Annotated in this window: 26 protein-coding genes; 11 read left to right on the top strand and 15 right to left on the bottom strand. The window is 49.2% G+C overall.

All coding sequences use genetic code 11. The annotated features are described in order from the left end of the window. Nucleotides 1-34: 34 nt before the first annotated feature. The 6 genes from ACFS7Z_RS04385 to ACFS7Z_RS04410 form a co-directional block, all read right to left on the bottom strand. Entirely contained in the window at nucleotides 35-796 is a 762-nt protein-coding gene (locus tag ACFS7Z_RS04385; protein ID WP_377481495.1) for an outer membrane beta-barrel protein, read from the bottom strand. Nucleotides 797-999: 203 nt separating this feature from the next. After that, nucleotides 1000-1914, bottom strand: a complete 915-nt coding sequence (locus ACFS7Z_RS04390; protein ID WP_377481498.1) for a M28 family peptidase — start codon at nucleotides 1912-1914, stop codon at nucleotides 1000-1002. A 58-nt stretch (nucleotides 1915-1972) separates the two neighbouring features. Further along, on the bottom strand, nucleotides 1973-2182 hold the full coding sequence (locus ACFS7Z_RS04395; RefSeq protein ID WP_377481501.1) for a hypothetical protein: 210 nt from the start codon (nucleotides 2180-2182) through the stop codon (nucleotides 1973-1975). 258 nt (nucleotides 2183-2440) lie between these two features. After that, entirely contained in the window at nucleotides 2441-3022 is a 582-nt protein-coding gene (locus ACFS7Z_RS04400) for a hypothetical protein (RefSeq protein WP_377481504.1), read from the bottom strand. 19 nt (nucleotides 3023-3041) lie between these two features. Beyond that, the gene (locus ACFS7Z_RS04405; protein ID WP_377481507.1) at nucleotides 3042-3755 is read right to left on the bottom strand and encodes a head GIN domain-containing protein; all 714 of its coding nucleotides are present in this window, start codon (nucleotides 3753-3755) and stop codon (nucleotides 3042-3044) included. Between the two features lie 128 nt (nucleotides 3756-3883). Continuing rightward, nucleotides 3884-4801, bottom strand: coding sequence for a membrane-binding protein (locus tag ACFS7Z_RS04410; protein ID WP_377481510.1), 918 nt, complete (start codon nucleotides 4799-4801; stop codon nucleotides 3884-3886). 189 nt (nucleotides 4802-4990) lie between these two features. Between ACFS7Z_RS04410 and ACFS7Z_RS04415 the strand changes: the two genes are divergently transcribed. After that, nucleotides 4991-6382 carry a sodium:solute symporter family protein gene (locus tag ACFS7Z_RS04415; RefSeq protein ID WP_377481513.1) on the top strand — a complete coding sequence of 464 codons (1392 nt, stop codon included), beginning with the start codon at nucleotides 4991-4993 and terminating at the stop codon, nucleotides 6380-6382. Nucleotides 6383-6502: 120 nt separating this feature from the next. Further along, nucleotides 6503-6958, top strand: coding sequence for a hypothetical protein (locus ACFS7Z_RS04420; protein WP_377481516.1), 456 nt, complete (start codon nucleotides 6503-6505; stop codon nucleotides 6956-6958). A gap of 6 nt (nucleotides 6959-6964) precedes the next feature. Here ACFS7Z_RS04420 and ACFS7Z_RS04425 read toward each other — a convergent pair whose 3' ends face one another. The 7 genes from ACFS7Z_RS04425 to ACFS7Z_RS04455 form a co-directional block, all read right to left on the bottom strand. Continuing rightward, complete coding sequence (locus ACFS7Z_RS04425) at nucleotides 6965-7588, bottom strand: hypothetical protein (RefSeq protein ID WP_377481520.1); 624 nt, start codon at nucleotides 7586-7588, stop codon at nucleotides 6965-6967. A 35-nt stretch (nucleotides 7589-7623) separates the two neighbouring features. Next, complete coding sequence (locus tag ACFS7Z_RS04430) at nucleotides 7624-8217, bottom strand: hypothetical protein (RefSeq protein WP_377481523.1); 594 nt, start codon at nucleotides 8215-8217, stop codon at nucleotides 7624-7626. A gap of 421 nt (nucleotides 8218-8638) precedes the next feature. Continuing rightward, nucleotides 8639-9808 (bottom strand): zinc-dependent alcohol dehydrogenase, encoded by a 1170-nt coding sequence (locus ACFS7Z_RS04435; protein WP_377481526.1) that lies wholly within the window; start codon nucleotides 9806-9808, stop codon nucleotides 8639-8641. A 42-nt stretch (nucleotides 9809-9850) separates the two neighbouring features. Next, complete coding sequence (locus ACFS7Z_RS04440; RefSeq protein WP_377481529.1) at nucleotides 9851-10603, bottom strand: SRPBCC family protein; 753 nt, start codon at nucleotides 10601-10603, stop codon at nucleotides 9851-9853. A 147-nt stretch (nucleotides 10604-10750) separates the two neighbouring features. After that, nucleotides 10751-11455, bottom strand: a complete 705-nt coding sequence (locus ACFS7Z_RS04445; RefSeq protein ID WP_377481532.1) for a porin family protein — start codon at nucleotides 11453-11455, stop codon at nucleotides 10751-10753. A 255-nt stretch (nucleotides 11456-11710) separates the two neighbouring features. Beyond that, nucleotides 11711-12412 (bottom strand): porin family protein, encoded by a 702-nt coding sequence (locus ACFS7Z_RS04450; RefSeq protein ID WP_377481535.1) that lies wholly within the window; start codon nucleotides 12410-12412, stop codon nucleotides 11711-11713. Nucleotides 12413-12697: 285 nt separating this feature from the next. After that, nucleotides 12698-13879: a PQQ-dependent sugar dehydrogenase gene (locus tag ACFS7Z_RS04455; RefSeq protein WP_377481538.1), complete on the bottom strand. Its 1182-nt coding sequence runs from the start codon at nucleotides 13877-13879 to the stop codon at nucleotides 12698-12700. A 240-nt stretch (nucleotides 13880-14119) separates the two neighbouring features. Here ACFS7Z_RS04455 and ACFS7Z_RS04460 point away from each other — a divergent pair, with 240 nt between their 5' ends. Beyond that, nucleotides 14120-15007 (top strand): phosphatase PAP2 family protein, encoded by an 888-nt coding sequence (locus ACFS7Z_RS04460; protein WP_377481541.1) that lies wholly within the window; start codon nucleotides 14120-14122, stop codon nucleotides 15005-15007. A 57-nt stretch (nucleotides 15008-15064) separates the two neighbouring features. Here the strand turns inward: ACFS7Z_RS04460 and ACFS7Z_RS04465 are convergent, their stop codons facing one another. Continuing rightward, nucleotides 15065-17320 carry a Tex family protein gene (locus ACFS7Z_RS04465; protein WP_377481544.1) on the bottom strand — a complete coding sequence of 752 codons (2256 nt, stop codon included), beginning with the start codon at nucleotides 17318-17320 and terminating at the stop codon, nucleotides 15065-15067. Between the two features lie 392 nt (nucleotides 17321-17712). Here ACFS7Z_RS04465 and ACFS7Z_RS04470 point away from each other — a divergent pair, with 392 nt between their 5' ends. The 5 genes from ACFS7Z_RS04470 to ACFS7Z_RS04490 all read left to right on the top strand — a co-directional run bounded on the left by ACFS7Z_RS04470 (nucleotide 17713) and on the right by ACFS7Z_RS04490 (nucleotide 22737). Then, nucleotides 17713-19098 carry a neutral/alkaline non-lysosomal ceramidase N-terminal domain-containing protein gene (locus ACFS7Z_RS04470; RefSeq protein ID WP_377481546.1) on the top strand — a complete coding sequence of 462 codons (1386 nt, stop codon included), beginning with the start codon at nucleotides 17713-17715 and terminating at the stop codon, nucleotides 19096-19098. 682 nt (nucleotides 19099-19780) lie between these two features. Further along, on the top strand, nucleotides 19781-19999 hold the full coding sequence (locus ACFS7Z_RS04475; RefSeq protein ID WP_377481549.1) for a hypothetical protein: 219 nt from the start codon (nucleotides 19781-19783) through the stop codon (nucleotides 19997-19999). Between the two features lie 97 nt (nucleotides 20000-20096). After that, nucleotides 20097-21152: a patatin-like phospholipase family protein gene (locus tag ACFS7Z_RS04480; protein WP_377481552.1), complete on the top strand. Its 1056-nt coding sequence runs from the start codon at nucleotides 20097-20099 to the stop codon at nucleotides 21150-21152. A gap of 12 nt (nucleotides 21153-21164) precedes the next feature. Further along, nucleotides 21165-22127 carry an alpha/beta fold hydrolase gene (locus ACFS7Z_RS04485; RefSeq protein ID WP_377481554.1) on the top strand — a complete coding sequence of 321 codons (963 nt, stop codon included), beginning with the start codon at nucleotides 21165-21167 and terminating at the stop codon, nucleotides 22125-22127. Nucleotides 22128-22170: 43 nt separating this feature from the next. Next, nucleotides 22171-22737, top strand: a complete 567-nt coding sequence (locus tag ACFS7Z_RS04490) for a hypothetical protein (RefSeq protein WP_377481557.1) — start codon at nucleotides 22171-22173, stop codon at nucleotides 22735-22737. Between the two features lie 73 nt (nucleotides 22738-22810). On the opposite strand, the gene ACFS7Z_RS04495 is transcribed toward ACFS7Z_RS04490, so the two are convergent. Further along, complete coding sequence (locus ACFS7Z_RS04495; protein ID WP_377481559.1) at nucleotides 22811-23314, bottom strand: peroxiredoxin; 504 nt, start codon at nucleotides 23312-23314, stop codon at nucleotides 22811-22813. Between the two features lie 133 nt (nucleotides 23315-23447). Between ACFS7Z_RS04495 and ACFS7Z_RS04500 the strand changes: the two genes are divergently transcribed. From ACFS7Z_RS04500 to ACFS7Z_RS04510, 3 genes are read left to right on the top strand one after another with little or no spacing between them, the layout of a single operon-like run. Further along, nucleotides 23448-24140: a glycosyltransferase family 2 protein gene (locus tag ACFS7Z_RS04500; RefSeq protein WP_377481562.1), complete on the top strand. Its 693-nt coding sequence runs from the start codon at nucleotides 23448-23450 to the stop codon at nucleotides 24138-24140. 9 nt (nucleotides 24141-24149) lie between these two features. Further along, entirely contained in the window at nucleotides 24150-25628 is a 1479-nt protein-coding gene (locus ACFS7Z_RS04505; RefSeq protein ID WP_377481565.1) for a cellulose synthase family protein, read from the top strand. After that, entirely contained in the window at nucleotides 25628-26989 is a 1362-nt protein-coding gene (locus ACFS7Z_RS04510) for a hypothetical protein (protein WP_377481568.1), read from the top strand. Before ACFS7Z_RS04505 ends, ACFS7Z_RS04510 begins: the two co-directional genes overlap by 1 nt. Nucleotides 26990-26996: the final 7 nt, after the last annotated feature.

Consider the following 26996-nt stretch of genomic DNA (forward strand, 5'->3'; position numbering starts at 1 on the left):
AAAACTAAAGTTGCTGATGATGCTTTTTGCCGTATTATTTCCGGGAGAAAAGCCTGTTACGAAGCACGGGTGTGTAGAGCACATTCACAACGGCAATGCCATAGTGGTCATCCCTGTTTGGGTATCCCGGCGCTGGTCCGATGTTGTCTAAATAGTCGGTGGTGGTGATGTGGTAAATGAGCTCGGGTGCTATGCTGAATTCGTTGTTAATGCGAAAGCGCAGGCCTCCTCCAAAGGGAATGACAGCGGCAATGGCAGGATACCTGCGCGCCGGCTCATAAGTAGTCTGAGATTCATTTAACTTACCCTGACCAGGGTACGAGGTGGGCGTATAATACACTAAACCAGCGCCAGCCCGGATATATGGCACCAGGAAGCGTTTCCTCAGGGAGCGATAGCCTGCGCTGCCAGCATAGCTGTCCAGCAAGTTAATCACCACGGTTGCGGTCACTTCAACTACTTCAGACCGAAAAGAAACATCTAGGGGACGATGTGGAGAGCCTTCGGTAGCACCTAAGCGCAAATAACCGATGCCGCCGCTAATACCCAGGTAATTCGTGAAGTAATAAAGCGCCCCGATACGCACATTCGGGCCAAACCTGTTGCAGCCAGGGCGGCCACAAATATCACTTCTGACGGCAGCCAAACCACCGCCCACGGCAAGCACTACACCGCGCTCATCCGGTACTCTGCTAACGCCTTCCCTCTTGTTGAATATAGATTGGGCTTCAGCTGTATTTATGATTAACAGCCACAGGAAACATATTAAGAGAAAAAGGTAAGATTTACCATTCATAGGTAAAGGTGGATTGTATGTAGAGCGTTCTGTTACGCTAACCCGAACTTGTCTTTATGTTTACGTTCAACTCGATTCAAAAGCAAAAGTTTACTGATCGTTAGCTGGAGACAGCTATGCTTTAATTTTTGATACTGCTCAAATACTAGCAAAGGCAGGCATCTGCTCTCCTAAGAGTTAATACCTGCCTTCAATTTTATCTTTTATTTGGTAGTTTCCAGTTTATCCAGGTTAGTATCCATCAGGCTGATGAAATCAATCACCAGAGCTGCTGCATCCGGGTAAAACTTCGTGTTGACGTTCACAAAATCATCTGTGGGTTTGTGGTAATGCGGGTGGTCTTCAACCCCGAAGTACACGTAAGGGATTTTGCGCTTATGAAACTGGTAGTGGTCTGACTGCGAAGTCCAGTCATCGTGGCCCTGCTCCGGCCTGTCGTGGCCCAGCACCAGTTTAGCCTGCGGCTGTGGCTTTACCTGCTCCAGGTATGGCTTTAGCTTTGGGTTATGGTGGGCTCCGCTGGCATAGAGCTCGCCTTTGTTATTGATGCTCAGCATATCCATGTTCACATTCAGCAGGATGTTCTGCAAGGGCACAGGCGGATTTTCCAGGAAAGCATTTGCCCCCTGCAGTCCCAGCTCCTCGCCGTCTAGCGCCACAAAAACAAGGGTATGCTCCGGCTTGCTTTTTGAGAAATGAGAGGCCGCCGCCAGCAAAGCGCCAACACCTGAGGCGTTGTCATCGGCACCGTTATAGATTTCTCCATCCCGCTGGCCCACGTGGTCATAATGAGCGGTAACAACAATGGCTTTATCTGATTTGCCCTGTATATACCCCACCAGGTTGGTTGCCTGCTCTACCACCATTCGCTTTGTCTCCAGCCTGAAGTGCTGCTTATACTCCTGCCCAAAGGGTGTAAGTCCAATCTGCTTGAAACGCTGCTGGATATACTCCTGCGCCATCTTATTCCCCTTGGTGCCACTCAGGCGTCCTTCTAAAGAATCTGCAGACAGCACTTTGATATCTCTCAGCAGCTGTTCTTTGTTGAGCTTCGGGCGCTGCGCCATTCCTACAAATGGTATAGCAAGAACTAGTGAGAGCGCAAATAATTTTTTCATCCTTGAATTTAAAACTCTATTGTAATACAAGTGGCTGTATTTGCCATACGGGAGAAGGCTACTTCCAAGGCCAGGCTATCCAGCTCCACTTTCGTTTCATGTTTCTGTTGCGCGGCCTGTTATAACCAGGCTGGTGCTCCTCCTGCCGTCTTCTGCTATCCCTGTCCAGTACCTGTATTACAACAGGTATCCAGCCATTACGAATATAGGTTCTAGCTACATCAGCTTGACACAAAGGGCTTCCGGGTTGGTTGTGGCTATAGTTCATCGTCTTGCGGTTTAGGTTATCTCGACAACTGTCGACGGAATAACTAAAACAAGCAGCATGCCAGCTACGCCGTTTTTTCTGAAATGTTTTTACATTTTTTATCTATGCTGAATTAAATTTCCAGATGTGCGTGAAAGCCCTGGAGCAGTAAAAGTCATTTACACTTCGATACGCTGCACAACCCTTACGAAAATGGCCTTTGGTCAAAACGCTATAGCTCAGGCACAAAAAAGCCAGGCGTTACGCCTGGCTTTCTCTTTAGTCTTTTATGTTGATGAACGAAGGGAGTTCAAATGGCCCAATGGAAGTCTGAATCGTTGGCTTTATCTGCAGGGTTACTTTTGGCCGGGCTGTTTTGTCTTGGTTCAGGAGGGTTGCCAGTTGCAGCAGGCTGTTCAGATCGGGGCTGCCGTTCTGTTCTACAAGCTTTAGGGGCGAGCTTACAGTGATGGTGTTTAAGCCATTCCTGAGTTCTACAGGTTCACTTACCAACCCGCTCAGTGCCTGTCGGTCATCTACCAGCAACTGCCACTTAAGCTTCGTCACAGTCATGGTGCGGTCTTCCTGCCCCTCCCCGAGCGATACGCTCAGCCCCAGGGTGGAGGTGGCCTTCAAATCATTATTGGAGACAGCCGAAAACAATTTGGCAGCCTCACTAAAAGAGAAATCCTGTGGGTTCTTCTTCTCCAGCAGGTTAATGCCGTTTACTTCCACCCTATCCACGCTTTTAAGGCTGTATTCTGCCTCTTTAAAAGCCTCTACATCATTTTTGGTTTTACACGCAAAGCTCAGCACCAGCAGGGCCAGCAACAGCGTAAAATTTGCGAACTTTTTTATCATGCTCTGCTCTTTTTAATCTTTACTTCCTGATAACCTTTCCGGAGCCGGATACATCAGCGTTGATAGTAGGGCTACCCTGGTGGTATACGCGCCCACTGCCACTAATTTCAACATCCATCCTTTCTTCTACGTTTACCTCGGCTTTACCGGAGCCTGAAATATCTATTTCGGCCTCCCTCGTCGTCAGGTCAAAAGATTGATTGTTGCCAGATCCGGAAATAGAAATATCGTGCCGGCTGGCTACCCCTGCTGCAGTAATTGTGCCAGATCCGCTGATGCGGGAGTTCAGGCGGTTGGTCGCCAGCCTGAGCTTCATGTCGCCGGAGCCGGAGACGCTGGCATCAAACTCCTCGCTTTCAAAAACGTCCTCCAGCTCCACATAACCCGAGCCTCCCACACTCGCCTGTCTTATTTCCGGTGTGGTAATGTACACCATCACCGGATTATGGTCGCGTATACAGCGGTTAAATTCGATGTCCCAGACACCGTCCTGCACCTTTGTTCCCAGTTCATCCAGCACATTCCGTTGCCCCTCCACCTCCACGCGCTGCGGAGAACCCTTGCGGATAAACACGCGCATACTGCCACTCACATCAATTCCTTCCAGGGGCGCTATATCCAGAGAACGTGTTTCGGTGTCTCCCTCCCCCTTCATACATAAACCTTCACTATCGCAGGAGGTAAAGAGCGGAAATAGAACCAGTAGGACGAGAAGGTATTTTATATTTTTCATTTTCTGGAATTTAGAGATAGGCAGACTTTGATGCAGCAATATATTGAAAAAACATATATCCCTAAAGTACAGAGGCCACACCCTCTGAAAGGTGTGGCCTCTGTACTCCTCTAAAAAGGAGGATTGGCTTAAGAAAGGTGCCCTACACGCTGGCCACGCTTGTTCACAAGATAGCCTTCATCCGTCACGAAGATAGTATCCATAATCTCACTCTCGAAATAGTATGGGTAATCCGGGTTATTTGTCTTCGCCAGCTTTCCTATCACTCTCACGCCATCCTCACTCATGTGCACCAGGTAAAGACGAGTAGTGATGTAAAACTGCTCGCGGGGAGCTTTGGTAAAATTCACCCGGGTCAGCACACTTCTGCTGTCCATTGAAACCCGATGTTGAGATGTGTTCTGCCGTTGTGCGGTAGCAACCTGGCGTTCAGCCGGTCTGGTACTCGGCACTATCGCACGCTGGTCAGGCTGTGGCCCCTGGGCGCTGGCCAGTAACTGGTCGTTGGCGCTTTTCCAGCCTTTGCTGATGGCAGCCAGTCGGTACCTCTTGCCAGGGTGTGTCCGGGAGTTTTCTTCTTCTGAAAGTAAATCGATAGCAGCCTGTGCCTCTGCCATACTTGCTCCCATTTTACGCAGCACAAAGCCAGAGAACTCATCGGCCTCCAGTTCATCTGCCGGGTTGCTGCCACCTCCCGACAAGGTATGTCCGTTCAGGTGATGCCCGATTTCGTGCGCCAGGATGCTTACGCCAGCCCAATCAGTATGCACGGCGTTGTTGATGCTGGACAGGAAGCGGTCGCTGTACAGGATATAGCGCTTGCCGTTGTAAACTACGGCAACGGCATTATCTATATCAGCGGCACGCAGTTCGAAGCGGGGCTTTAACCCCACCACGTTGATAATTTCCTGCACAATGTCGCGGGTATCAGCAACTTCGGTTGTTTCAGGAGTCGGGGTAGCGTCAGTAGCAGCAGTAGCTACATAGCCCAATACAGGGGCTAACACCAGTCCCAGTGATATTGCAAGTTTCTTTATGTTTAGCATAGTCAGATCTGTAGGTGCGCTGTTAAAGTAAAACGATATTTCACAGCTGATATTTTACATGCAAGTACTTTGCCAAAGTGTTTCATTGTGCTATCTCAGACCACTTTGCTATGCTATTTTAGCTTGAATCTCGGGTGTTTCCCTCACATTCAGCATTCCTTCCTATTTTAGCAGGAAATTACGCTCGTTATGCTCATCCTGTTTGTGCTGCTCTACCTGCTCTTTAACATTGGCATTGGCTACTGGGCATCGCGCCGCGTGCACAACACCACCGATTTCCTGCTGGCAGGCCGCCGACTTCCGTTCTACATCTCTACTACCGTGGTGTTTGCCACCTGGTTTGGCTCCGAAACCCTTTTAGGTGCCTCCTCTGAGTTTGCCTCGCATGGCTTACTGGGTGTGATTGAAGATCCTTTTGGGGCGGCGCTGTGCCTGGTGCTGGTGGGGCTGTTCTTTGCCAAACGCCTCTACCGCATGAACCTGCTCACCCTGGGCGACTACTACCGGGTGCGCTACAATAAAACCACCGAACAGATTGCTGCTTTTTTTATGGTTATCTCATACTTCGGCTGGATTGCCGCGCAGATGGTGGCCCTGGGTATTGTGATGAACCAGGTATTCGGCATTTCCACCATAGCAGGAATACTAATTGGAAGCAGCATCGTGATAGGCTATACTTTCCTGGGTGGTATGTGGTCGGTGTCCATCACAGACTTTGTACAGACCGTCATGATAATCGGTGGCCTGATCTTTATCTGCTGGAACCTGTTGCAGGAGGTGCCGCTGGAAGAGGTACAGGCCGGCCTCCCGGGCGACTTCTTCCGCTTTGTACCCGAAGAACGCGATGCCGTCAGCTGGCTGAACTACTTTGGCCTCTGGATTACGATCGGGCTTGGCTCCATTCCGCAGCAGGACGTGTTTCAGCGGGTGATGTCGGCAAAATCGGAGCGGGTGGCCGTGGCGGCTTCCATCAGTGCCGGCTTCCTTTACCTGACGGTGGCTTTTATGCCGCTGCTGCTAGCCACCTACGCCAAACACCTGTACCCGGAGCTGATGCAGCAGGACGCACAACTGCTGGTGCCAGGGCTTATCCTGCGGTCTTCTTCTATGCTCGTGAAAGTGCTTTTCTTTGGGGCGTTGATTTCCGCTATTATCAGCACGGCCAGCGGCGGTATCCTGGCTCCGGCCTCTATTCTGAGTGAAAATATGCTGCGCCCACTGCTGAAGAACGTAACGGATGCCAAGCTGCTGCGCCTCTCCCGTTTCAGTGTACTGGTGGTAGCGGCTGTTTCTCTGGCGATGGCGCTGCTGCACAGCAATATCTATGAGTTAGTCAGTGAGTCGTCGGCGCTGAGTCTGGTAAGCCTTTTTATGCCGCTGGTGGCTGGCATGTTCTGGCGCAGAACCAGTTCAGCTGCTGCCATTGCTTCTATGCTGGCTGGGATGGGTGTTTGGCTACTGGCTTTGTACCTCGAGCCTGAGGTAAACCCGATGCTGTATGGCCTGGCAGGAAGTATAGCCGGTCTGTTGCTGGGGCAGGTAATAAATGAAACCCTCATAAGGAAAAGGAAGATTCATTAAAATAGTACATAGCCATGTTGCTTTTCTCCCCTCTTTTGTAGATTAATCCTAAAGTTAGTACCTTGTCGGGAGCTTTAGTGAAGGTACGCCAATGTGCCTTTGCAAAGAGCACTGCAACAAATGACTTTGTATCTTGATACACCAGCGTTGAAGGTATACGCTGACGAATCCCTTCAACTTATAGTTATACAGGCAAATGGCACTGTGCCCACTGCTACTTATCGCCACGGCCTCTCCCTTGCTACTGAAATTGCTATTGAGAGGAAGTTCCCTTTCTGGCTGGTGAACAACCGGGAGGGCGGCATCATAACACCAGAAGACCAGATATGGGCAACAGAGGTAAATGCTCCCAGACTCGCCGAAGAATCCGCTATCAGGAAAATGGCTTTGATTGAACCCAAGGACCTGCACAGCAAGCTTATTCTGGAAGACTTAATGGACAACGTAAGAGACATCTATCCCTTTGAGATGCAGTTTTTTGAGGATGTTCCAAGTGCACATGCCTGGTTCCGGGATACAGAGGCTACAGTGTTTCGTACTACACCGCCTGCTATTACACCTACAGATAAAAAGTGATTTGATTTATAGAGAGTCAAATTGGCTTCTTTTTAATTTTTCTAAAAACCTATCGACCTGCTTGGTCACATGTTCTAAGACAAAATTGATTGTTTCTTTGATCCTGTGAGTAGTTAGTTCTGAAATGTCGTCTATGTTTATTTTACCTGAAGTTGTTAATACTACAGGTGTTTTATCAGGACAGATTGTAGGCGGAATAACGAAAAATAATTTACTCTTTTCGGCATCCATGTCACTATGGTGGGCTATATGATCGTTTCTTAGTTTTATGATATAATTGTGTGAAACCTTATGGTTTACATTTTCCGATCGTTTAAAAATATGATTGGGCTCTAGCTTTATCCCTCCTCGCTCTTTTGATTCTGCAAAGCATCTCCCGTAAGTAATAACTAGGCTTTTAAATAAAGCTGTTTTAATTATTTTAGAAGATTGATGCTCATACTCTTCTATATAATTTAGACATTCAATCAAATCAGTTTTAAATGACTTATAGGCATTTACTCTTAAAGCATCTTTATCAGAAACAATCCTTATTTCACATTTTATTCCTTTATAAAAAACATCAGCATTTAAATCTCCAAGCTCCCCTGAAGAATCTGTGGGAATTATTTCTATTTCTGTTGATTCCATAAAATCTAGTCTTAACAAATTGTTCATTCTTAGCCTCAACTATTCTTCGGACCAGAAACGGTAATATAGTTTGGCAGTTCTACCTCTCCCACTGGCGTCTGCACTGTTGGCTTTATCTGAAAGATGAGGTTCTGACGCAGGTCCTTTTTCTGGGAGAGCAGTGTCATTAGTTTAGAAAGGCCTTCGTAGTTGCGCATTCCTTCCAGTTCCGACATCATCACGGAAGTCTGGATGGGGAGTTCATTCAGGCCCTGGTGCAGGTACATCGGTTCCTGTACCACGCCCTGTAGCGTTTCTTCGCCGTCCACCAGCAGCTGCCACTTCATTTCGGTAATGGTCATCTGCCGCACCTCTTCCGGCTCCTGCATCTGCACCTGCAAGTATAAAGTAGTGCTCGCGCGCAGCGTATTATCTGATATGGAGGCTAACAGACTGTCGCCTTCGCTGGTGGTGAAGTCGTTGGGTCCGCGCTTCTTCATTACATCTACGCCATTCAGCTGCAGGTCCTGCACCTCTTTTAAGGAATAGTTTGCCTCTGTAAATGCCTTCAAATCACTGGCCTGCTTGCACCCTGAAAACAGCACAGCCACTACCAAAAGTAGGCTATAAAAACATGTGTACTTTTTCATCCCCCTTTAAATTATTCCCCTCTAAATAAGCAAATTACGCACCAGCTGATAAATGAGATACCACTTTTAAATAAAACATTTTAATATCAACGCGCTTGTGCCATACTTCATTTTACTTAACAGGTATCCAAAAAATTGTTTTTCACAAGCGAGACTTAAAACATGCCCACGGTGCGTCACGTGTAAGATTGCCGCGCAAAGTCATGAGCCAGAACGGCATGCTTTCTGGTACAGAGAAACTGGTATAAAATAAAAGGAGCCAACTGTACAGATGGCTCCTTTTTAATCTCACTTTAAAGTATAGTTCCGCCTCAGATAGAAGTGCCGTAGTTGTATCTTCTCACCGACAAACACTTCTTAGCGAATCTTAGCAAACGCTCTGAAGGTACTTATAAATACACTATGATAGTTCTCAATCAACTTAAGGTGTGAACACCACCCGCATGCAGTTGTCGGTTTTCTCTTTGAACATCTTATAGCCTTCAGGGCTCTGTTCCAGGCCCCATTTGTGAGTGAGCATGTAACTCGGATCTACCTCCCCTGAGGCTACTCTATCCAGGAGTTGCGGAATGTACTTCTGGGCAAACATCTGCCCCATTCTCAAGGTCAGGGCTTTGTTCATGGCTGCTCCCATCGGGAATTTGTCGAGCAGGCCACCGTATACCCCTACTATGGATACCGTACCTCCCTTGCGACAGGCCACAATAGCCTGGCGGAGTACAGCAGGTCTTCCTGTCTGCAGCCTTAGCGACTGCTTGGCCTTGTCGTAGTACTGCTCCACACCAGTAGTATGCGCCTCCATGCCCACGGCATCTATACAACGGTCCGGTCCCCGCCCGCCGGTCATTTCTTTCAGCGCCTCCAGTATATCTACTTCTTCATAGTTCAGAACTTCCGCTTTCGCATGCTTTTTTGCTTTTGCCAGCCGGTCTGTAAAGCGGTCTATGGCAATAACGCGGCCGGCACCCAGGAGCCAGGCACTTTGCATGGCCATCTGGCCCACACCGCCGGCACCCCATACCACCACTGTGTCGCCGGGCTCTATACCACACATGTCAGCTGCCATAAAACCAGTCGGGAAGGCATCGGAGGTAAATACGGCCGCATCGTCCGTTACCCCATCCGGCACCTTAAAGGCTCCGTTATCGGCATATGGCACGCGTATATACTCGGCATGGCTGCCGGCATAGCCGCCAAAGGCATGGGAGTAGCCAAATATACCTGCTCCGGAGTAACCGTAGGCTTTTTCCAGGATCGCCGGGTTTGGGTTAGAATTATCGCAGAGCGACCATTGGTCAGTCTGACAGAATTCGCAGCCACCGCAGCCCAGTACAGAGCCCACCACCACACGGTCGCCTCTTTTTATTTTCGCTACGGCAGGGCCTACTTCCACTACTTCTCCCATAAATTCATGGCCTATAATATCACCGGCTTTCATAGTGGGCACATAACCATCAAGCAGGTGCAGGTCAGACCCGCATACCGACGACATGGTTACTTTCACAATGGCATCGCCCGGATTCAGAATAGCCGGGTCCGGCACACGCTCCACCCGAAGGTCGTTGATGCCATTCCAACAAAGTGCTTTCATAGTGTTGTTTTTATTTAGATAAGAACAAGGAATTCTGGCTCTTTAGCGCTCCCCGGCCGGCTGGCCTTCTACGGTAGTCACCTCACCTGTTTCCATGAGTTGCTTAAAGCGGCGAAGGTCGTTCTTCACCATCTGCTCAAAAGCGGGGTTTAGCAACCTGGCAATCTGGCCTCCCACGGCCCCGGCAGGTGGCCTGTAAGAGATAGTGGCCTGCACTATCGTCCCTCTGTCGGCAGGGGCATCCGTAAAGCGGACTTCTCCGGCATTATCTACATCAGAGCCAGGCAAAGAACGCCAGGAGATAAGGGCGTCGGTTTCCTCCTTCACAATGTCTGCATCCCACTCCACCGTGCCTACGCCTTTCGGAACTCTAGCTACCCAATGTGAGCGCTTGGGGCCCATTTGGCGTACCTCCTGCAGGTGCTTCATAAACTGCGGCAGGTTCTCAAGCTGGCGCCAGAACCGGAACACGTCGTTGCGGGACCTGTTGATAGTCAGGCTGCGGGTAATTTCAATGGAAATGTCTTTTGTGCCGTTGGAGGTGTCGCGGCCGATGGTGCTGTTTAACGGGCAGAAGCCGGTAGAACCCCTATACAACATAGCGCCTCCGGCAGCAGCCATAGCAAGACCGCCCAGGTTTGGCTTGCGCAACCCATAATAGGCCAGCAAAGCACCTCCCACCAAGGAAGCGATCCGCTCCGCTGTTCCTACATTTATGTGGCTGGAGCCAGTTGCAGGCGGGGAGATGTACTGTGTATCAAGCACATCAGACATTTTAGAGTTATAAGTATCCATATGTAAAGGTTTTTTAATGGATACGAATTCATTTACTGTTCAAGTTACTTTTATTACTTCTTAAATCTTTATATTCACTTCTTTTTGAAGACAGAAGGGGGCTGCGGCACATGCCGCAGCCCCCTTTTTTACGCAAGCGCAGGTTTCTTACTTTACCAGGAACAGATAAGCCAGAGATACGCCAAAGGTTCGGTGCCCTACTTTAGGTTCATCGCTAGGGCGATCATTCTCATACTTAGAGATACCTGATAAGCCAAAGCCATACCGTATGTCTAGGTTCAGCGCACCAGCACCTACATTATAAGCCACACCAACGCCAACGTTTGCACTTATATCCAATCGGTTGTCTTTCATGCTATCTACATACCTATCCTGGAATTCATAGCTCTTTTCTTCCTCTCTACCAGCAAAAGAAAACCAGGACTTACCGTTCATCCAATAACCTGCGGACGGGCCGGCGGTAACAAAGCTTTTAAAATTTTCGCCCCCAAAGGAGATCCTGGCCATTACCGGCACCTCGAGATAGTTCATGCGTAACTTTGAACTTATGTCTCCGGTAGGATCTCCTGCAACTGATGGTTGGTGTGTCTCATAGCCCTTCTGGGAATAGAGAATCTCCGGCTGAATGGAAACAATTTTTGAAACACTAAAATTGAACACTGCTCCAAACTGGGCCCCAATAGCATAATCATATTCATCGTTAAACGATTCCCGGTAGGAGTCATTACCACCTAAAGCTCTAAATGTAGTGAAGCTGGCACCTACACGTGGGCCGACAGACAAACTTTGTCCCTCAGCAGCGATTGCCATACCTATGGCAACAATCAAAACCATCAAAACTTTACTTTTCATATTTTATTTTTTATACACTTAATATACTATATATTATCATTTAATTTTTTTGATATATAAATAATTATTTCCCCCGCATTATAACGCTTCTTCACCTACTCTACCGCTCTTAATTAGTCTGTCCCCGATCATCCTATGTGCTCCTTGCGTTTGGGTAGATGGGCAATAAAGATTGTAATGTGATCAAGCATTCCAGATACAAAAAGGCGTCTCCGGCACATGCCGGAGACGCCTTTCTAAATTCGGTCTGGTGCCTTACTTTCCGCCAAACAGGTAGGCTAAAGACACACCAATTGTCCGATGAGCATTTTTAGGCTCTTCGCTCGGTCGGTCTTCTTCATACTTGGTCATATCTGATAAACCATGGCCATAGCGCACATCTAAGTTAAGGGCACCAGCGCCCAGACGATAGGCCATACCTACGCCTACACTGGCTCCAAAGTCTAACCGGTTTTGCTTTGCTCCATCTTCATAGTCATCCTGAAACTCGATATCCTCTTCTTCCTTTTCCCCGGCAAAAGAGGTTTTAAGTTTACCGTTCATCCAGTAGCTAACTGTCGGACCAGCTGTCACGAAGCCCTGCACCTTATCGCCGCCAAACGAGATTTTAGCCAGCACCGGCACCTCCAGGTAATTCATCTTAAATTTCACACTTATATCCCCCATCGGATCATCTTCAAGCAAAGAAGTATTTGCTTCAAAACCTCTCTGAGAATACAGCACTTCCGGTTGAATAGAAAACACATCAGAAATACCAAAATTGACTACTGCACCAAACTGTGCCCCTGTGGAAAACTCCATCTCATCATTGAACTCCTCCCGAAAATCGTCATCACCTTCTACAGCTCGAACAGTGGCGAAGTTCACCCCTATCCGTGGACCAAAAGACACGCTTTGTGCCTCAGCAGCAACCGCCATTCCCATGACAGCCACTAAAAATAGATAGAATTTTTTCATAGCTTTGATGCTTTATATTCTAAAGGTACTATACCACACAGAATATCAATAATTTTTAACTAAATAATACAGTTTATTTACATCACAAAGGCTACGTTATACCACCTCCTATACCTTTATCCATCAAAATAACAGCCCTTGCAGCTAGCTGCAAGGGCTGTTAAAAAGAAATTTATAGATACTTTTACTCTACTGGTAATCAAAAGATTGGCTTTCTTCCCTATTCCATCTTCACTCTAATATAATGTAATAATTGGAATGACCTGTGCTGCTTGCGAGTTATCGTTATTTTGCCTGCCGGTTCAGCCTGTAAATTTTGCCCTCGCTGCCATAGCTGAGCACCAACAACTCGTTGTTCTGATCTTGCCCGAAGGCAGAAACAGGGAAACCTGTTGTGAGGAGCAGTGCGTTGTCGGCCTTTGTGCCATCCTTGTTCAGTGATAAGGCCCATACTTTCCCACTGACATAATCTGCATAAATGTATTTGCCCTGCAGCTCCGGCATGGCCTTGCCCCTGTATACAAAGCCCCCAGTTATGGAAACGCCATCTGCGTGCGTGTACTCGTGTACTGGTTTAATAAGATTTTTCTCGTCGCAATTGGAGGAGGGCTTAAAGCAGTCTGATCCTTCCATGATGCGCCAGCCATAGTTTCCGCCTTTCTCAACAATGTCGATTTCTTCTATTTTGTTCTGCCCCACATCCGCTGCCCATAAGCGGCCAGTTTCCTGGTCAAAGGAAATCTTCCAGGGGTTTCGGAGGCCATAGGCAAAGATTTCCTCCCGGAAGCCCTCCGGGTTATTTGCATACGGGTTATCGGCCGGTATACCGTAGGTGCGGTTGCCGGAGGTGTTGTTCACGTCGAGGCGAAGTATCTTGCCAAGGAGGTTGGACCTGTCCTGCGCATTGTTCTGTGGGTCGCCGCCACTGCCGCCGTCCCCTACAGCTACATACAGGTGGCCGTCGGGGCCAAATGTTACTTTGCCCCCGTTGTGGTTGCCATAGGGTTGCTGAAATGTCAGCAGAATTGTTTCGCTACCCGGGTCCACCTGCCCCGAGTTGCCAGTTGGTGCTTTAAACCTCGATATCCGTGTCTGCAGCGGATTTCCTGCCGTATAGTTGACATAGAAATAGCCGTTGTTCTGGAAGTCAGGGTGAAACGTCAGCCCCAGCAGCCCTCTTTCTCCGCCTGCCACTACCCTGTCGGAGATGTCGAGGAAGAGGTTTTGTTTTGTACCCGCGCTTGCCGTACCCGGTAGCCAGAAAATCTTTCCCTCCTGGTCAACCACATACAGCCGCCCTTGTCCCTCCTTCACCCACACGGCCTCTACCGGGCTGTTAAACTCTACCGATGGATAGGCTTCCTCCAACTCATACTTGGCATCGGCCGGAAGTTGTGCATCGGCAGGTTCAGCGCAGCCAGCGAGCAGCAGCACGACCAAGAGGTAGCATGAATAGTATAAGCGCATATTCGTAAGCATTTGATTTTTAAACAAAAACATTAGCCAGTCATACGGCTTCGCAGCGGCAATGGCTGCATTAGGATGTGCTAAAAGCATACTCATGAAAATGCACACGCCACTGCTGCACTACGCGTACAATAATTATAATATAAAGCGGATATCCAACCAGCAAGAAACTATTCTACTATGAAAGTGTGTAGTTTGAAAATAACTTTTAAACACTCACCTTTTCCTGTAAGACCTTTTATGTCAGACCATTACAGTGCTTCTCCAAAAAAATGGAAGCACAGCAGCCTTTTTCCCCTGCTCTTTCTTCTCTTTCTCCAGCAAATATCCTGGGCACAGGTTCCCCTGTCAGACCAGGCAAACCTGTTGCAGCACAATACACAGCCTCTTGACACAGCGCTAAGCCTGCCTGACCTGTCTTTACAGGAGGCTGATGCCAGGAAATCTTCTTTCAGAAAAACTGCCGCCCAAGTAGGTGCCGGAATGGGAATTCTTGCCGGCACTTATTTAATAGCGGATGAGCCCCTGCAGGAATTTTCGCAGAGCAACCGCAGCCGGATTACTGTTGCTGTAGCCCGTACAGTAGAGCCTTTGGGAAAACCTGGTAACCTGGCTCATTTTGCAGGAGCAGCAGCTTTAGCGGGAATCCTATTTAAGGACCCTAAGCTGCAAAAAGCAGGCTTTGCCTCATTGGGGAGCATTATGGCCACTGCAGTTGTAACCAACACCCTGAAGCAGGCCCTGCAGAGGCACAGGCCTAGTTCTGCCACAGAAAACCATCATTTTGATGGTTTGGCAGAGGGTAAAAACACCTCGCTTCCTTCTGCACATACCGCTACCGCCTTTGCCATGGCTACATCGGTGGCTACGGTGTACAAAGACAGTAAGTGGGTACCGCCACTGGCTTATGGTACCGCTACACTTGTTGGCCTCTCCCGCATCCATGATAACGCCCATTGGGCAACAGATGTGCTGGCGGGTGCGGCAGTTGGGTACTTAACTTCTAAAAGTATAAACCGGCTTTACGATGTGGTAAACCAGAAACTGAAGAACAGGAGGCATCGGCTCTTGCTGACACCACAGGTGGGGCTGCAATCCGGCTCACTTAGTGCCACCCTTACTTTTTAGCTAAAGACATAAAAAAAGCGGCCTGTATATGGTACAAGCCGCTTTTTTTATCTTTTCTTATTTGAACATGCCTTTTAACTGGGCAAGCTTCGCCTGGAAATCATCCATTGGCTCTGCTTCTTTTTTGGCACCGCCTTTCTTATTTCCACCGCCACCTGCCGGTCTGGCAGCAGCAGGATCGCTTTTCATACTAAGCGAAATCCGCTTGCGGTTCTCATCTACCTCCAGCACCGTTACCTCTACCTTCTGCCCTACCTTCACGGCTTCATGCGGGTTGCTCACAAAGCGGTCGGAAAGGTGGCTCACATGTACGAGTCCGTCCTGGTGCACCCCAATGTCTACGAAAGCACCGAAGGCCGTGATGTTGGTCACGATGCCCGGCAGTTTCATGCCGGCGCGCAGATCTCTCATCTCATTCACTCCTTCTGTAAAGCTGAATGCCTCAAACGTCTCACGCGGGTCGCGGCCTGGTTTTGCCAGTTCGCTCACAATATCCTTCAGCGTAGGCAAACCAACCGTATCAGTCACGTACTTCTTCAGCTCGATTTTCTTGCGCAGTTCGTCGCTCTTGATCAGGTCCTGCACCGTTACACCTAAATCTTTTGCCATCTGCTCTACAATCGGGTAGCTTTCCGGGTGCACTGCAGAAGCATCCAGCGGGTTTTTGGCGTCACGAATGCGCAGGAAGCCTGCCGCCTGCTCAAAGGCCTTATCACCTAAGCGGGCTACTTTTTTCAGCTCAGTCCGTGTCTGGAAAGGGCCGCTCTGGTTGCGGTACTCCACAATGTTCTGCGCCAGCGCCGGACCAAGACCAGATACGTAGGTCAGCAACTGCTTGCTGGCGGTATTCACTTCCACACCCACCGCATTCACGCAGCTCATCACTACGTCGTCCAGCGTATGCTTTAGCGCAGATTGGTCTACGTCGTGCTGGTATTGGCCAACACCAATGGATTTCGGATCGATTTTCACCAGCTCCGCCAGCGGGTCCATCAAACGGCGACCGATGGACACGGCACCACGTACGGTCACATCCTGGTCAGGAAATTCTTCGCGGGCTACATCAGAGGCTGAGTAGATGGAGGCACCGCTTTCGTTTACCATCACCACCTGCACAGTTTTCGGCAGGTTCAGGCTATTTACAAAAGTTTCCGTCTCGCGGCTGGCCGTACCGTTCCCAATGGCAAGGGCTTCTACATTAAATTTATCTACCAGGTATTTCACGTTCTGACCTGCTTCCTGCGCCTTGTGCTGGCCAGTGTGCGGGTAAATCGTTTCGTTGTGCAGCAGCTTGCCCTGCTTGTCCAGCACCACCAGCTTGCAGCCTGTTCTAAATCCAGGGTCCAACGCCAGCACTGTTTTCTGACCAAGTGGTGAGGATAAGAGCAACTGGCGCAGGTTATCCGCAAAAACGCGTATGGCTTCCTCATCAGCGCGCTTCTTGGAACTCAGGCGAACCTCTGTTTCCATGCTCAGCTTCAGCAGGCGCTTATAACAGTCTTTGGTTGCAAGGCGCACCTGCTCTGAAGCAGCGCTATTGCCTTTCACAAACATATCCTCCAGCTTCGCAAGCGCTGCTTCCTCTTCAGGTTGTGCACTCAGCATCAGCACCATTTCGGTTTCGCCGCGGCGCATGGCCAGGATACGGTGCGAAGGAGCTTTCTCTATCGCCTCATCCCATTCAAAGTAATCTTTGAATTTCTGCCCTTCTTCCTCTTTACCCATCATCACGCGGCTCTTAAACATGCCCTTCTTTTCAAAGAGTTGACGCATCGTGGCACGTGCTTCGGCATTTTCGTTCATCCACTCCGCCATAATATCGCGGGCACCAGCCAGGGCCTCCTCCGCGTCCTTTACCTCTTTGTCTTCAGAGATAAAGTTGGCAGCCTCTGCCGTTACGTCGAAGTTCTCCTGCTGGAAAATACGCTCCGCCAGTGGCTCCAGTCCCTTTTCGCGGGCAATGGTGGCACGGGTACGGCGCTTTGGCTTGTATGGCAGGTAAATGTCCTCCAGCACAGCCATGGTTTCGGCCGCCATAATGCGTGCTTCCAACTCCGGCGTCAGCTTCTCCTGGTCACGGATGGATTTCAGGATACTTTCACGGCGCTTGTCCAGTTCGCGCAGCTGCTCCATCCTGTCGCGGATGGCGGCAATCTGCACTTCATCCAGCGAGCCGGTCACTTCTTTGCGGTAACGGGAAATAAAAGGCACCGTCGCTCCCTCGTCCAGCAAGGTGGCCGTAGCCTCCACTTGCTTGATGGTGATGGTAAGCTCAGTGGCAATCTTTAAGAGATGATCAATATTTTGTTCCATATTTTTAGAAATACTTGAATGCGGTTATAAATGGGATACTTGCAGCAAGGCTTAGAATGCCGGAAATTTAAATAGGTGCTTTACTTCTTTATGATGTATAATAAGGAAGCAGCGCGATAGAAGTTATGCCGCGTCAGGGCTTGTGGGTCTGATTGAATGAAGTTGTGGTACCTGCCCTGCTGTCGTTCTCCTGGTCATGTTCTGAAATCAGTAGGTTATCGAAAGGTCAAATTTAAAGTATATTGCCATAAGTAGAAAGATTAACCTGATGAGATTGTAGCTTTGTAAAAAATTTAGAGCATCAGCTAACACATCGGTTTGTTATGTTGTTTAGCCATAGTGCTTTAGTAAAATCTCCAATTCATCCATTACCAAATCAAAACTGCGCAGGATTGAACACTGCATCAAAAAAGAAAGTCTCCCGAAGCTGGTACTGGCTGTTGTTGCTCCTGCTGTTTCCTGCCTGTATTGTGCAGCGCATAGACCGTACGCCTTACCAGGAAACTGATTACTATAAAGAGACACTTGCCAACCTGAACAGTGGCCCGGCCACCGTTACAACCGGTGATACACTGGAAGTTGGCTGGGCGAAAGTAAACATTACACCGCCGGCACCTGCCCCGCTGGCCGGCTACGGCAAGCGACTGGGCATGGACTACAAGGAAGTACATGATACCGCATGGGTACGCACCTTTGCCTTTGACAACGGCCAGACAGAGGCATACTTTGTGTCACTGGACCTGCTGATTGTGCCCATGCTGATACTGCAGGAACTGGAGAAAGAATACCCGAAACTGGGGCTGAAACCAGAGCAGGTATACCTTTCCGCCACCCACAGCCACACCAGCTTTGGCGGCTGGGGCCGTAAAATCGGCATCAAGCTGCTGGCCGGGGATTATGAAAAAGAAATTGTGCAGCAGCTGACGCAGCAGATTGTGCAAAGTATACAACTGGCCCGGAAAAACCTGGAGCCCACACGGATAGGCTACGGCAGCGCCAACGCGGCCAGCCTGGTAAACAACCGCCTCACCAAATCGAGAGAAGACCGGGACACCGAACTGCGCTTCCTGAAGTTTGAGCGGCCGGATGGCACAATTGCCATTCTTTCCTTTTTCTCAGCCCACCCCACTACCCTGCCCTCCATGCAGCCCATTCTCTCCCGTGATTACCCAGGTGTGCTGGTAGATGATTTGGAAGAAAGGGTGGAATTCGCTGCCTTCTCGGCCGGGGCAGTAGGTAGCCACAGCCCTGTTTACTTTCAGCGTGAACCTTTTGAAGGCGCAGAGGAGGTTGGGGAACGGCTGGCTGCCCTCCTGCGGCATGAACTGCACCAGGTAGAAACATCCTTCATCCGCACGCTTGGCTATAACAGGGTTCCCCTGCTGTTGCCGGAGCCACAATGGCGCATCAGTAAGAACCTGCGCCTTGCCCCAACCCTCTTTAACTGGCTCTTCGGAAAGCATCCGGCTTATGTTACCAGTCTGCAGATTGGCGATGTGGTGCTGCTCGGTGCCCCTGCTGATTATTCCGGTGAGTTTATGGATGAGTTAATGTATACTGCCACGCAGGAGGGACTGCAGGTGATAGCTACCAGTTTTAACGGGGGCTACATTGGCTATGTAACGCCTGCAGAGCATTATAACCTGGACAAGTATGAGACGCGCAGCATGAGTTTCTTCGGTCCACACAGTGGAGATTACCTGACGGAAGTGCTACAACTGCTGCTTCGACAGCACGATAAAACCGCCCCTGCTCTCCCTTCCGCAGAGCCGAAATGATTTTTTCCTCATTCATAGAGCAAGGCTTTTTAGTAAAACAGAGCTGCATCAGCACATTATCACCTTAGCCTTTCATAATAATGTACATCTTCATCAAACATGAATCATCCCGAACTTATTAATCGGGAGTAGTAGGTAAACTCATTGAGGATGTTGGCCAGTGAGAGAACATCAGCTTCGTCGGGGGCGTTAAAACAGGCAGTAGACATAAGTACCTCCTGTTTTATTCCAAATTCTAAAATTCAGGATGATTCATGTTTTCTATCCTTTGATGTTGCTTTTCCATTCTTCTGCTAAGTATATATATACAGTACCTTAGTTCACCTTACATTGAAAAGCGAGTCTGGAGACTCCCCCCACACCAAGTAATAAGATAAATTACCGCACCAGGTCGAGAAACAGTAATGGCAGAAGAATACCATACCCTTTGTCTGAGTCACTTAGGTCAGGCAAAATAAAAGAGAGTACACTTCACCTATTGCAATACAATTTATGCAGGTTGCTTGTTAGGCACACCGGTAGATAAAATACAAATCTTTATTTAGCTAAACCTAATATTGCAACGCTATTCTTGATATAGTTAAAAACATAGTGCCACAGAAAGAGTTTATATAAGAGTATAGAAGTGTATAGCATTTCCGAATCAATACAAATAGTAAGCTAACCTAAAGAACTACGAACAATGGACATATCAAACTTTCTATTTCTGACAATTATTGGTGTATACATGATGCTGCTTGTGTTTATCCAGACATGGGTATATTATGATGCAGAACAACGCGGCGTGAATGGTATTCTGGTGACGGCGCTGGCTTTCTTTTCCGGCACCATCTTCGGTACACTGGCCTGGCTGGTACTAAGACCAAAGCTGAAACCACAGCCTGTACCGGTAAGAAGCTAAGTGCTTTTAAGTAAATCCTGAAAGTGCCAACCTGCCACAAAAGTATAGCAGCTATTTTTTATCTTTGGAGATAACAATACCTTAAGGTGAGTTTTCCATGATAAAGATTAACCTGCTCCTACTTTGCCTGCTGGTTGGCACAACTGTTTTTGGCCAAACCCAGACCCGCTACTATAACCTGGCATTGGAAGGTGGAGGCATTCGCGGCATTGCTTACGGCGGGGCTTTAACTGAACTGGAAGACCATCATATTTTACCGGGAATCAAACGCGTGGCTGGCACCTCGGCCGGAGCCATACAGGCTGCCCTCCTGGCAGTAGGGTATACTCCTGATGAAATTACAGACATCACATTCCGGACACCAGTACAGCAGTTCAACGACGGCAGGTTTATTTTCTTCGGCGGCACCAATCGCCTCTTCAAGCAATACGGCTGGTACCGTGGCGACAAGTTCACAGAGTGGCTGGGGGAACAGCTAAAAGCCAAAACAGGCAAGTCAGACATCACCTTTGCAGAACTGCATGCCTTAAATGGTAAGGAGAACTTCCGCGACCTTTACGTAACAGGAACCAATCTGACAGACCAGTGCACTGTTATTTTCTCACACGAAACTTACCCCAACATGCAGGTGAAGCACGCGGTGCGCATCTCCATGTCGGTGCCTTTGTACTACCGCGCTGTGTTGCTTGACCAGCAGGGGCAGATAGTAACTAAAGCCAGGAGAGGGCTGGACGTGGATGTGCTGATTGATGGTGGTGTACTGGCTAACTTTCCGTTAGATGTTTTTGACAAGGAAGAATACCTGCACGAAGCACAGCCACGGCCTGAAAACTACGATGCCGCTGGCAGGTTTCATAACCCGCAAACGCTGGGCCTGCGCCTGGACCGCGACGAGCAGATTGCCTACGACAGGAAGCAGGCAGGCCTGGCACCTTACAAAATAGATAAGTTTGGAGACTATATGGGTGCCTTTTATGCCATCGTAAAAGAGAACCTGAACAGGCAGGGACTAACAACACACGACTGGGCTCGTACTATCTCGGTGAGCACAGCGGGCTACAGCCCACGCGTGCGTAAATTAACCGAAGATGATAAAGTAGCCTTGCTCAGGAGCGGCCAGAGAGGCGTTCAGGCATTTATCAACCCAAACTAGATTTTACCCCACATGGTAGAAGCTGCTACTACTTCCCTGCAAAAAGAATCTATTTACATACCTGTTACCGCCACCGATACCCTGCACCTGAAGCGTTTCAGCCAAAACCAGCAGGGGCCGCCGGTGCTGCTGGTGCATGGCTCCATCGAAAATGGCCACATCTTCTACTCCAAGTCCGACAAGGGATTTGCACCCTATATGGCGCACCAAGGGTATGATGTATTTGTAGCTGACCTGCGGGGCCGGGGTAAAAGCAAACCTGCCATTTCTGGTAAATCAGATTTCGGATTAACCCATACCTTAGAAGAAGATTTTCCTGCGTTCATAAATAAAATAAAAGAACTGAAGGGGGATGTTCACCAGTTCTGGGGTGCGCACTCGTGGGGCGGTGTGCTCATGCTGGCCTATCTTGCGCGCCCCGTGGTGCCTGTAAAGGTACAGGCGATGGCTTTCTTCGCGAGCAAGCGCCGCATCAGCATCTGGAGCCCCAAGAAGTTTTTTATGATTGACGTGATGTGGAACTGGGTCGCCAGAGCAGCGGTGGCAACAACCGGTGCACTGCCCGCCAAAAAGCTGAAGATGGGTTCCGATAATGAAACACGCCTCACCCACCGCCAAACAAACGATTGGGTTGTAAGAAAGAACTGGCTCCACTGGCACGACCAGTTTGACTACGCAGCAGCACTGCAGCAAATGGAGGTACCTCCTACCCTGTATATAACCGGTGTTAAAGATGATGTGCTGGGCAACCCGGTGGATGTAGAGAAACTGCTGCTGGAAACAGGTAGCGAACATGCTGCTTTCCGGGTGTTGGGCAAAGCCAACGGCCACCTGCATGATTATGACCATATCAACATCCTGACACACCAGGATGCGGTGCGTGATCATTTTCCGATGGTAGTAAGATGGTTTAAAGAAGCTGGTCAGGTGCAACCCCATACAACACCAGCGGGTCACTATAATGCAAATACATAACCTTATTTATTGCAGAAAATACAAAACAGAATTTAAATAAAAGATGAAAATAAGTCTCCTTTCCTTTTTTGTACTCCTCTTTGCAACCGCTGTGCTGACATCCTGTGAGAAGTGTGGTGAAATATCCGTTACAAAACCAACGCCGGAAGATGCAGCATGGCTGGTCTATAAAAGGGAAGACAGCATCAGGTTTGTATCCACAGAAGGCAATAACGTGGTGTATGCCCGCTCCGGCATTTTTGCAAATGAGTTTGCGGGTGAAGGTTATACTGCTACAGACGAATGCATTGAAAAAGTAAATATTGAGATAAGGACCGTCATAGAAGATGTGAAGGACATACAGCCCTCCCTCTCTACACGCATCTTTACCAAGCCAGGTGACTTGTTAGTTGAAATAGGTGTAGCAGAACAGGGCGTTTGGGAGTTAGATGAACAGCAACCAACCTATGCTACCTATGAGGTAAACGGCAAGGTCTACAATGATGTGTATGAGGTGGTAACGAACAGCACCAAAGCAGGTGATGTGAATCGGATTCTTTTTAATAAAGCTTTTGGCTTTTTGCGCCTGGAATTTAATGGCGGTAAAGTACTGCAGCTAAAAAATACTTAGTAAAAAAGGACAAACGAAAGAGGGGCGCCTGCATATGCAGGCGCCCCTCTTTCGTTTATAGAATAACAGCTGTCTATTGTGGAGACTGTTGCTCCTCATTGATGCTACGCAGTACCTCTATTGCTGTACTGATGTGCTCCAGAGGTTTAGACATGGAGTTGTAAATAGCGCGGACCCGTTTCGATTTATCTATGATATAGGTAACACGTCCCGGAAAAACACCCAACTTGCGTGGCACCCCATAGATACTTCGAATCTGGCCGCCCTTGTCGCTCAGCAGCGTGAACGGGAGGTGATGTACCCGCTCAAACTTCTTGTGCGATTGCAGGCTGTCAGAACTCACGCCAACCACTTCAGCGCCGTATTCTTTAAAGACTTCGTACTGGTTCCGGAACTCACATGCTTGTTTGGTGCAACCTGAGGTACTGTCTTTCGGGTAAAAGTATAGCACCACATTCTTCTCCTTCAGCAGGTCGTGCAGGCGGAACAAACCGCCATCCTGCCGCTGCAGTTCAAAGTCAGGGGCTATATCCCCTTCCTTCACCGCATCCTCATTTATAAGTGCTTCAAGTAACATAACTAGCTAATAACAAACTTCATGCAGAATTAAGTTTACAAAGGTAACTTGTGTTATGGCAAAACTCCAAAGAAGCGCGGCATTAGTAGCATCAGAAAAAGAAATTGGACATCTTTGTGCCCACATTTAAGTTATGCCCCGAATCAACGTTATCATTCCTGCCTATAACGAGGAACGATCCATTGCCAACGTACTGCATGCCATTCCGTCAGGGTTTGTAGCGGATGTGATTGTGGTGAACAACAACTCCAAAGACAACACAGCTGAAGTTGCGGCCGCCGCCGGTGCTACTGTGCTGGAAGAGCCAACCCCCGGATACGGTAACGCCTGCCTAAAAGGAATAGCCTACGCTGCTGCCAAACCTGCTGATACCCGCCCTGATATCATTGTTTTTCTGGATGGCGATTTTTCTGATTACCCGGAGGAGATGCCGCAACTGGTGCAGCCTATTGTGGAGGGGCAGGCGGAGATGGTGATTGGCTCCAGGGCCCTAGGCAAACGCGCAACGGGGGCCATGCTGCCCCAGCAGATATTCGGCAACTGGCTAGCAACGTCCCTGCTGCGTTGGTTTTACAAAGCCCGCTTTACCGACCTCGGTCCTTTCCGGGCTATAAAGCTGGATACGCTGCTGGCGCTCTCGATGCGCGACCGTACGTACGGCTGGACCGTGGAGATGCAGGCGAAAGCAGCGAGGCAGAAAATCCGCTATACGGAAGTTCCCGTAACTTACCGGAAGCGGATTGGCGTCTCCAAAGTATCGGGCACTGTTAAGGGCACCGTCATGGCAGGTTATAAAATCATTCTCACTATATTTAAGTATCTATAAACCACAGGTATGAGTGTTGCAGAAGGATTGATGCTGGTTGTATATGTTTTAAGCCTTGCCTTCATCTTCTGCTATAGCATGGCCCAACTGCACCTCACCATTCTCTACTGGACGCGCGGCAGGAGCCGCACCCGAAATCTCAAAAGCGTTGCTGTTCAGCATAAGGAATGGCCTGCGGTAACAGTGCAGCTACCGGTTTATAACGAACGCTATGTTGTGGCACGGCTCATAGCGGCGGTGGCCGCATTCGATTACCCGCACAACCGCCTGCAAATCCAGCTCCTCGACGACTCTACAGATGACACCACAGCCATTATCGATGGCAGGATAAAAGATTACCCGCACCTGAACATCCAGCACATCCGGCGGCCGGATCGGACCGGGTACAAAGCCGGCGCGTTGCAGCATGGGCTGGCACAGGCTACAGGAGAATACATCGCTATATTTGATGCGGATTTCTTACCCAAACCTGATTTCCTGAAGCAGTCTTTAGCCCCTTTCGCCAATCCACAGGTCGGCGTGGTACAAACCCGCTGGAGCCACTTAAATAAAGATTATTCGCTGCTTACGCGGCTGCAGGCTTTTGGATTGAATGCCCACTTTACAGTGGAGCAGACAGGGCGCAACAGCGGGGGCCACTTCATGAACTTCAACGGCACAGCCGGTGTCTGGCGAAAGGCTTGCATTATGGATGCCGGTGGCTGGCAGGCTGATACGCTCACTGAGGACCTTGACCTCAGCTACCGTGCACAGTTCCGTGGCTGGCAGTTCCTGTTTCTGGAGCATGTGGAGGCCCCGGCTGAATTGCCCGCTGCTATGGGAGCCCTGAAATCGCAGCAGTTCCGTTGGACGAAGGGAGCAGCGGAAACTGCCCGTAAGCACCTGTGGCGGGTATTGCACTCGAATGTATCGCTCCCTACCAAGTTTCACGCTTTCTTTCATTTGCTCAACAGTGCCATCTTTATCTGTGTGCTGCTCACGGCAGTATTAAGTATACCTGTGCTGTTCCTAAAGCAGGAAGTTCCAGACCTGGCCTTTCTGTTTAAGCTAGGGTACGTTCTGTTGCTCAGCTTAGCAGCGCTCGTTGCTTTTTACTGGTCGGCGCAGCTTTCCCACAGTGCCTCCGCCTGGCGCTCAACTGTTCAATTTATACCGGAATTCCTGCTGTTCCTGTCTATCTCAATGGGGCTCTCGCTGCACAACAGCATTGCCGTAATAGAGGGCTATTTAGGCAAAAAAACGCCGTTCATCCGGACGCCGAAATACAACATCCTGCACCCAAAGGATTCTTGGCGGAAACAAGGCTATAGCATGAAAAGTATAAGTCCTGTTACTATACTGGAGGGGTTGCTGGCGCTCTACTTCCTGTTTGGTATCTGGGCAGCGTTCAGGTTGCAGGACTATGGGCAGCTGCCCTTTCATGTGTTGTTGGCCTACGGGTTTGGCACCGTGTTCTTTTATTCCATCCTTCACAGCAGGCGTGCCTGATGATGACAAAAAGTAACACCGCGAGCCATTTTTTGATTGGCGTTTCGGCACTGGCTTACCTTGCATTGGCCTATGCTACGCCACGCTATGAGTTTACGCAGTTGCTGATGCTGTTCGCGGTGGCCTTTGGCTGCTACATTTACCTTGTCAACTCCCGCCTGAATGTATGGTATGGTATCGGGGCAGCGGTGCTGTTCCGGCTCCTGTTTCTGTTCGCTGAGCCCGCCCTGTCTGATGACTATGTACGGTTTATATGGGATGGCAGGTTGTTGGCCGAAGGTCAGAACCCCTACCTGCACCTGCCTCAGTACTTTGTTTCCGGTGATGCTCCGCCGCTGGCAGGTATTACCACTGAGCTTTACCAGCAGCTGAACTCCCCTGCTTATTACAGCATTTACCCGCCTGTTACACAGGCAGTGTTCTGGTTGTCTGCTGCGCTCTTTACAAAGAACCTGGTGGGCAGTGCGCTGGTGATACGCCTGGTGCTGCTGTTGGCTGAGGTGGGGAGCATCCTGTTGCTGCTGCGCCTGCTCCGCAGGATGGCGCTCCCGGATAAAGATGTACTGCTGTATGCCCTGAACCCGCTCGTGATACTGGAATTAACAGGCAATCTGCATTTCGAGGCGCTGATGATTTTTTTTCTGCTGATCTCCCTGCACCAGATGTACTACCAGCGCTATTTATTTTCAGGTATAGCCTTTGGCCTGGCCATCGGCACCAAACTCCTTCCGCTCATGTTTTTGCCTTTCGTGCTCCGCAGGCTGGGCCTGCACAAATTCTTGAAATTTGGGGGAGCAGTTTTGGCAACTATATTGGTAGTTTTCATTCCGCTGCTATCGGTGGAGGTGCTACAGCATATTTTCCAGAGCCTGGATTTATACTTTCAGAAATTTGAGTTTAATGCCAGCGTCTATTACCTCCTGCGTTGGATTGGATTTCAGTTGGCGGGCTTTAACATCATTTGGGTACTGGGACCCTTGCTTTCACTGACTACCCTCTTTGTTATAGTATATTTAGCCACTAAAAAGAGGCTGGGCTCTATCCGGAGATTAGCGGGTTATATGGCAGCCGCCTTAACAGTTTACCTGTTCCTGGCAACTACTGTACACCCCTGGTACATTACTACCTTGCTGGCCTTAACCACTATGAGCCGCTTCCGCTTTGCGTTTGCCTGGTCCGGGTTGGCCATACTGTCGTATGCCGCTTACCAGAACAGCACAAACAGCGAGCGCTATGGACTCATTGTGCTGGAGTACGCGCTTGTTTTTCTGTGGCTTATGGTAGAGCTTTACCTTTACCGACAGCGGCAGCGCCACCTGATAACAGAAGAGGAAATTAAAGAAAAATCAGGCAGGGCCTGAGATGCTC

It is taken from the genome of Pontibacter toksunensis (assembly GCF_042686245.1).
In the GTDB taxonomy this organism is placed as follows: domain Bacteria; phylum Bacteroidota; class Bacteroidia; order Cytophagales; family Hymenobacteraceae; genus Pontibacter; species Pontibacter toksunensis.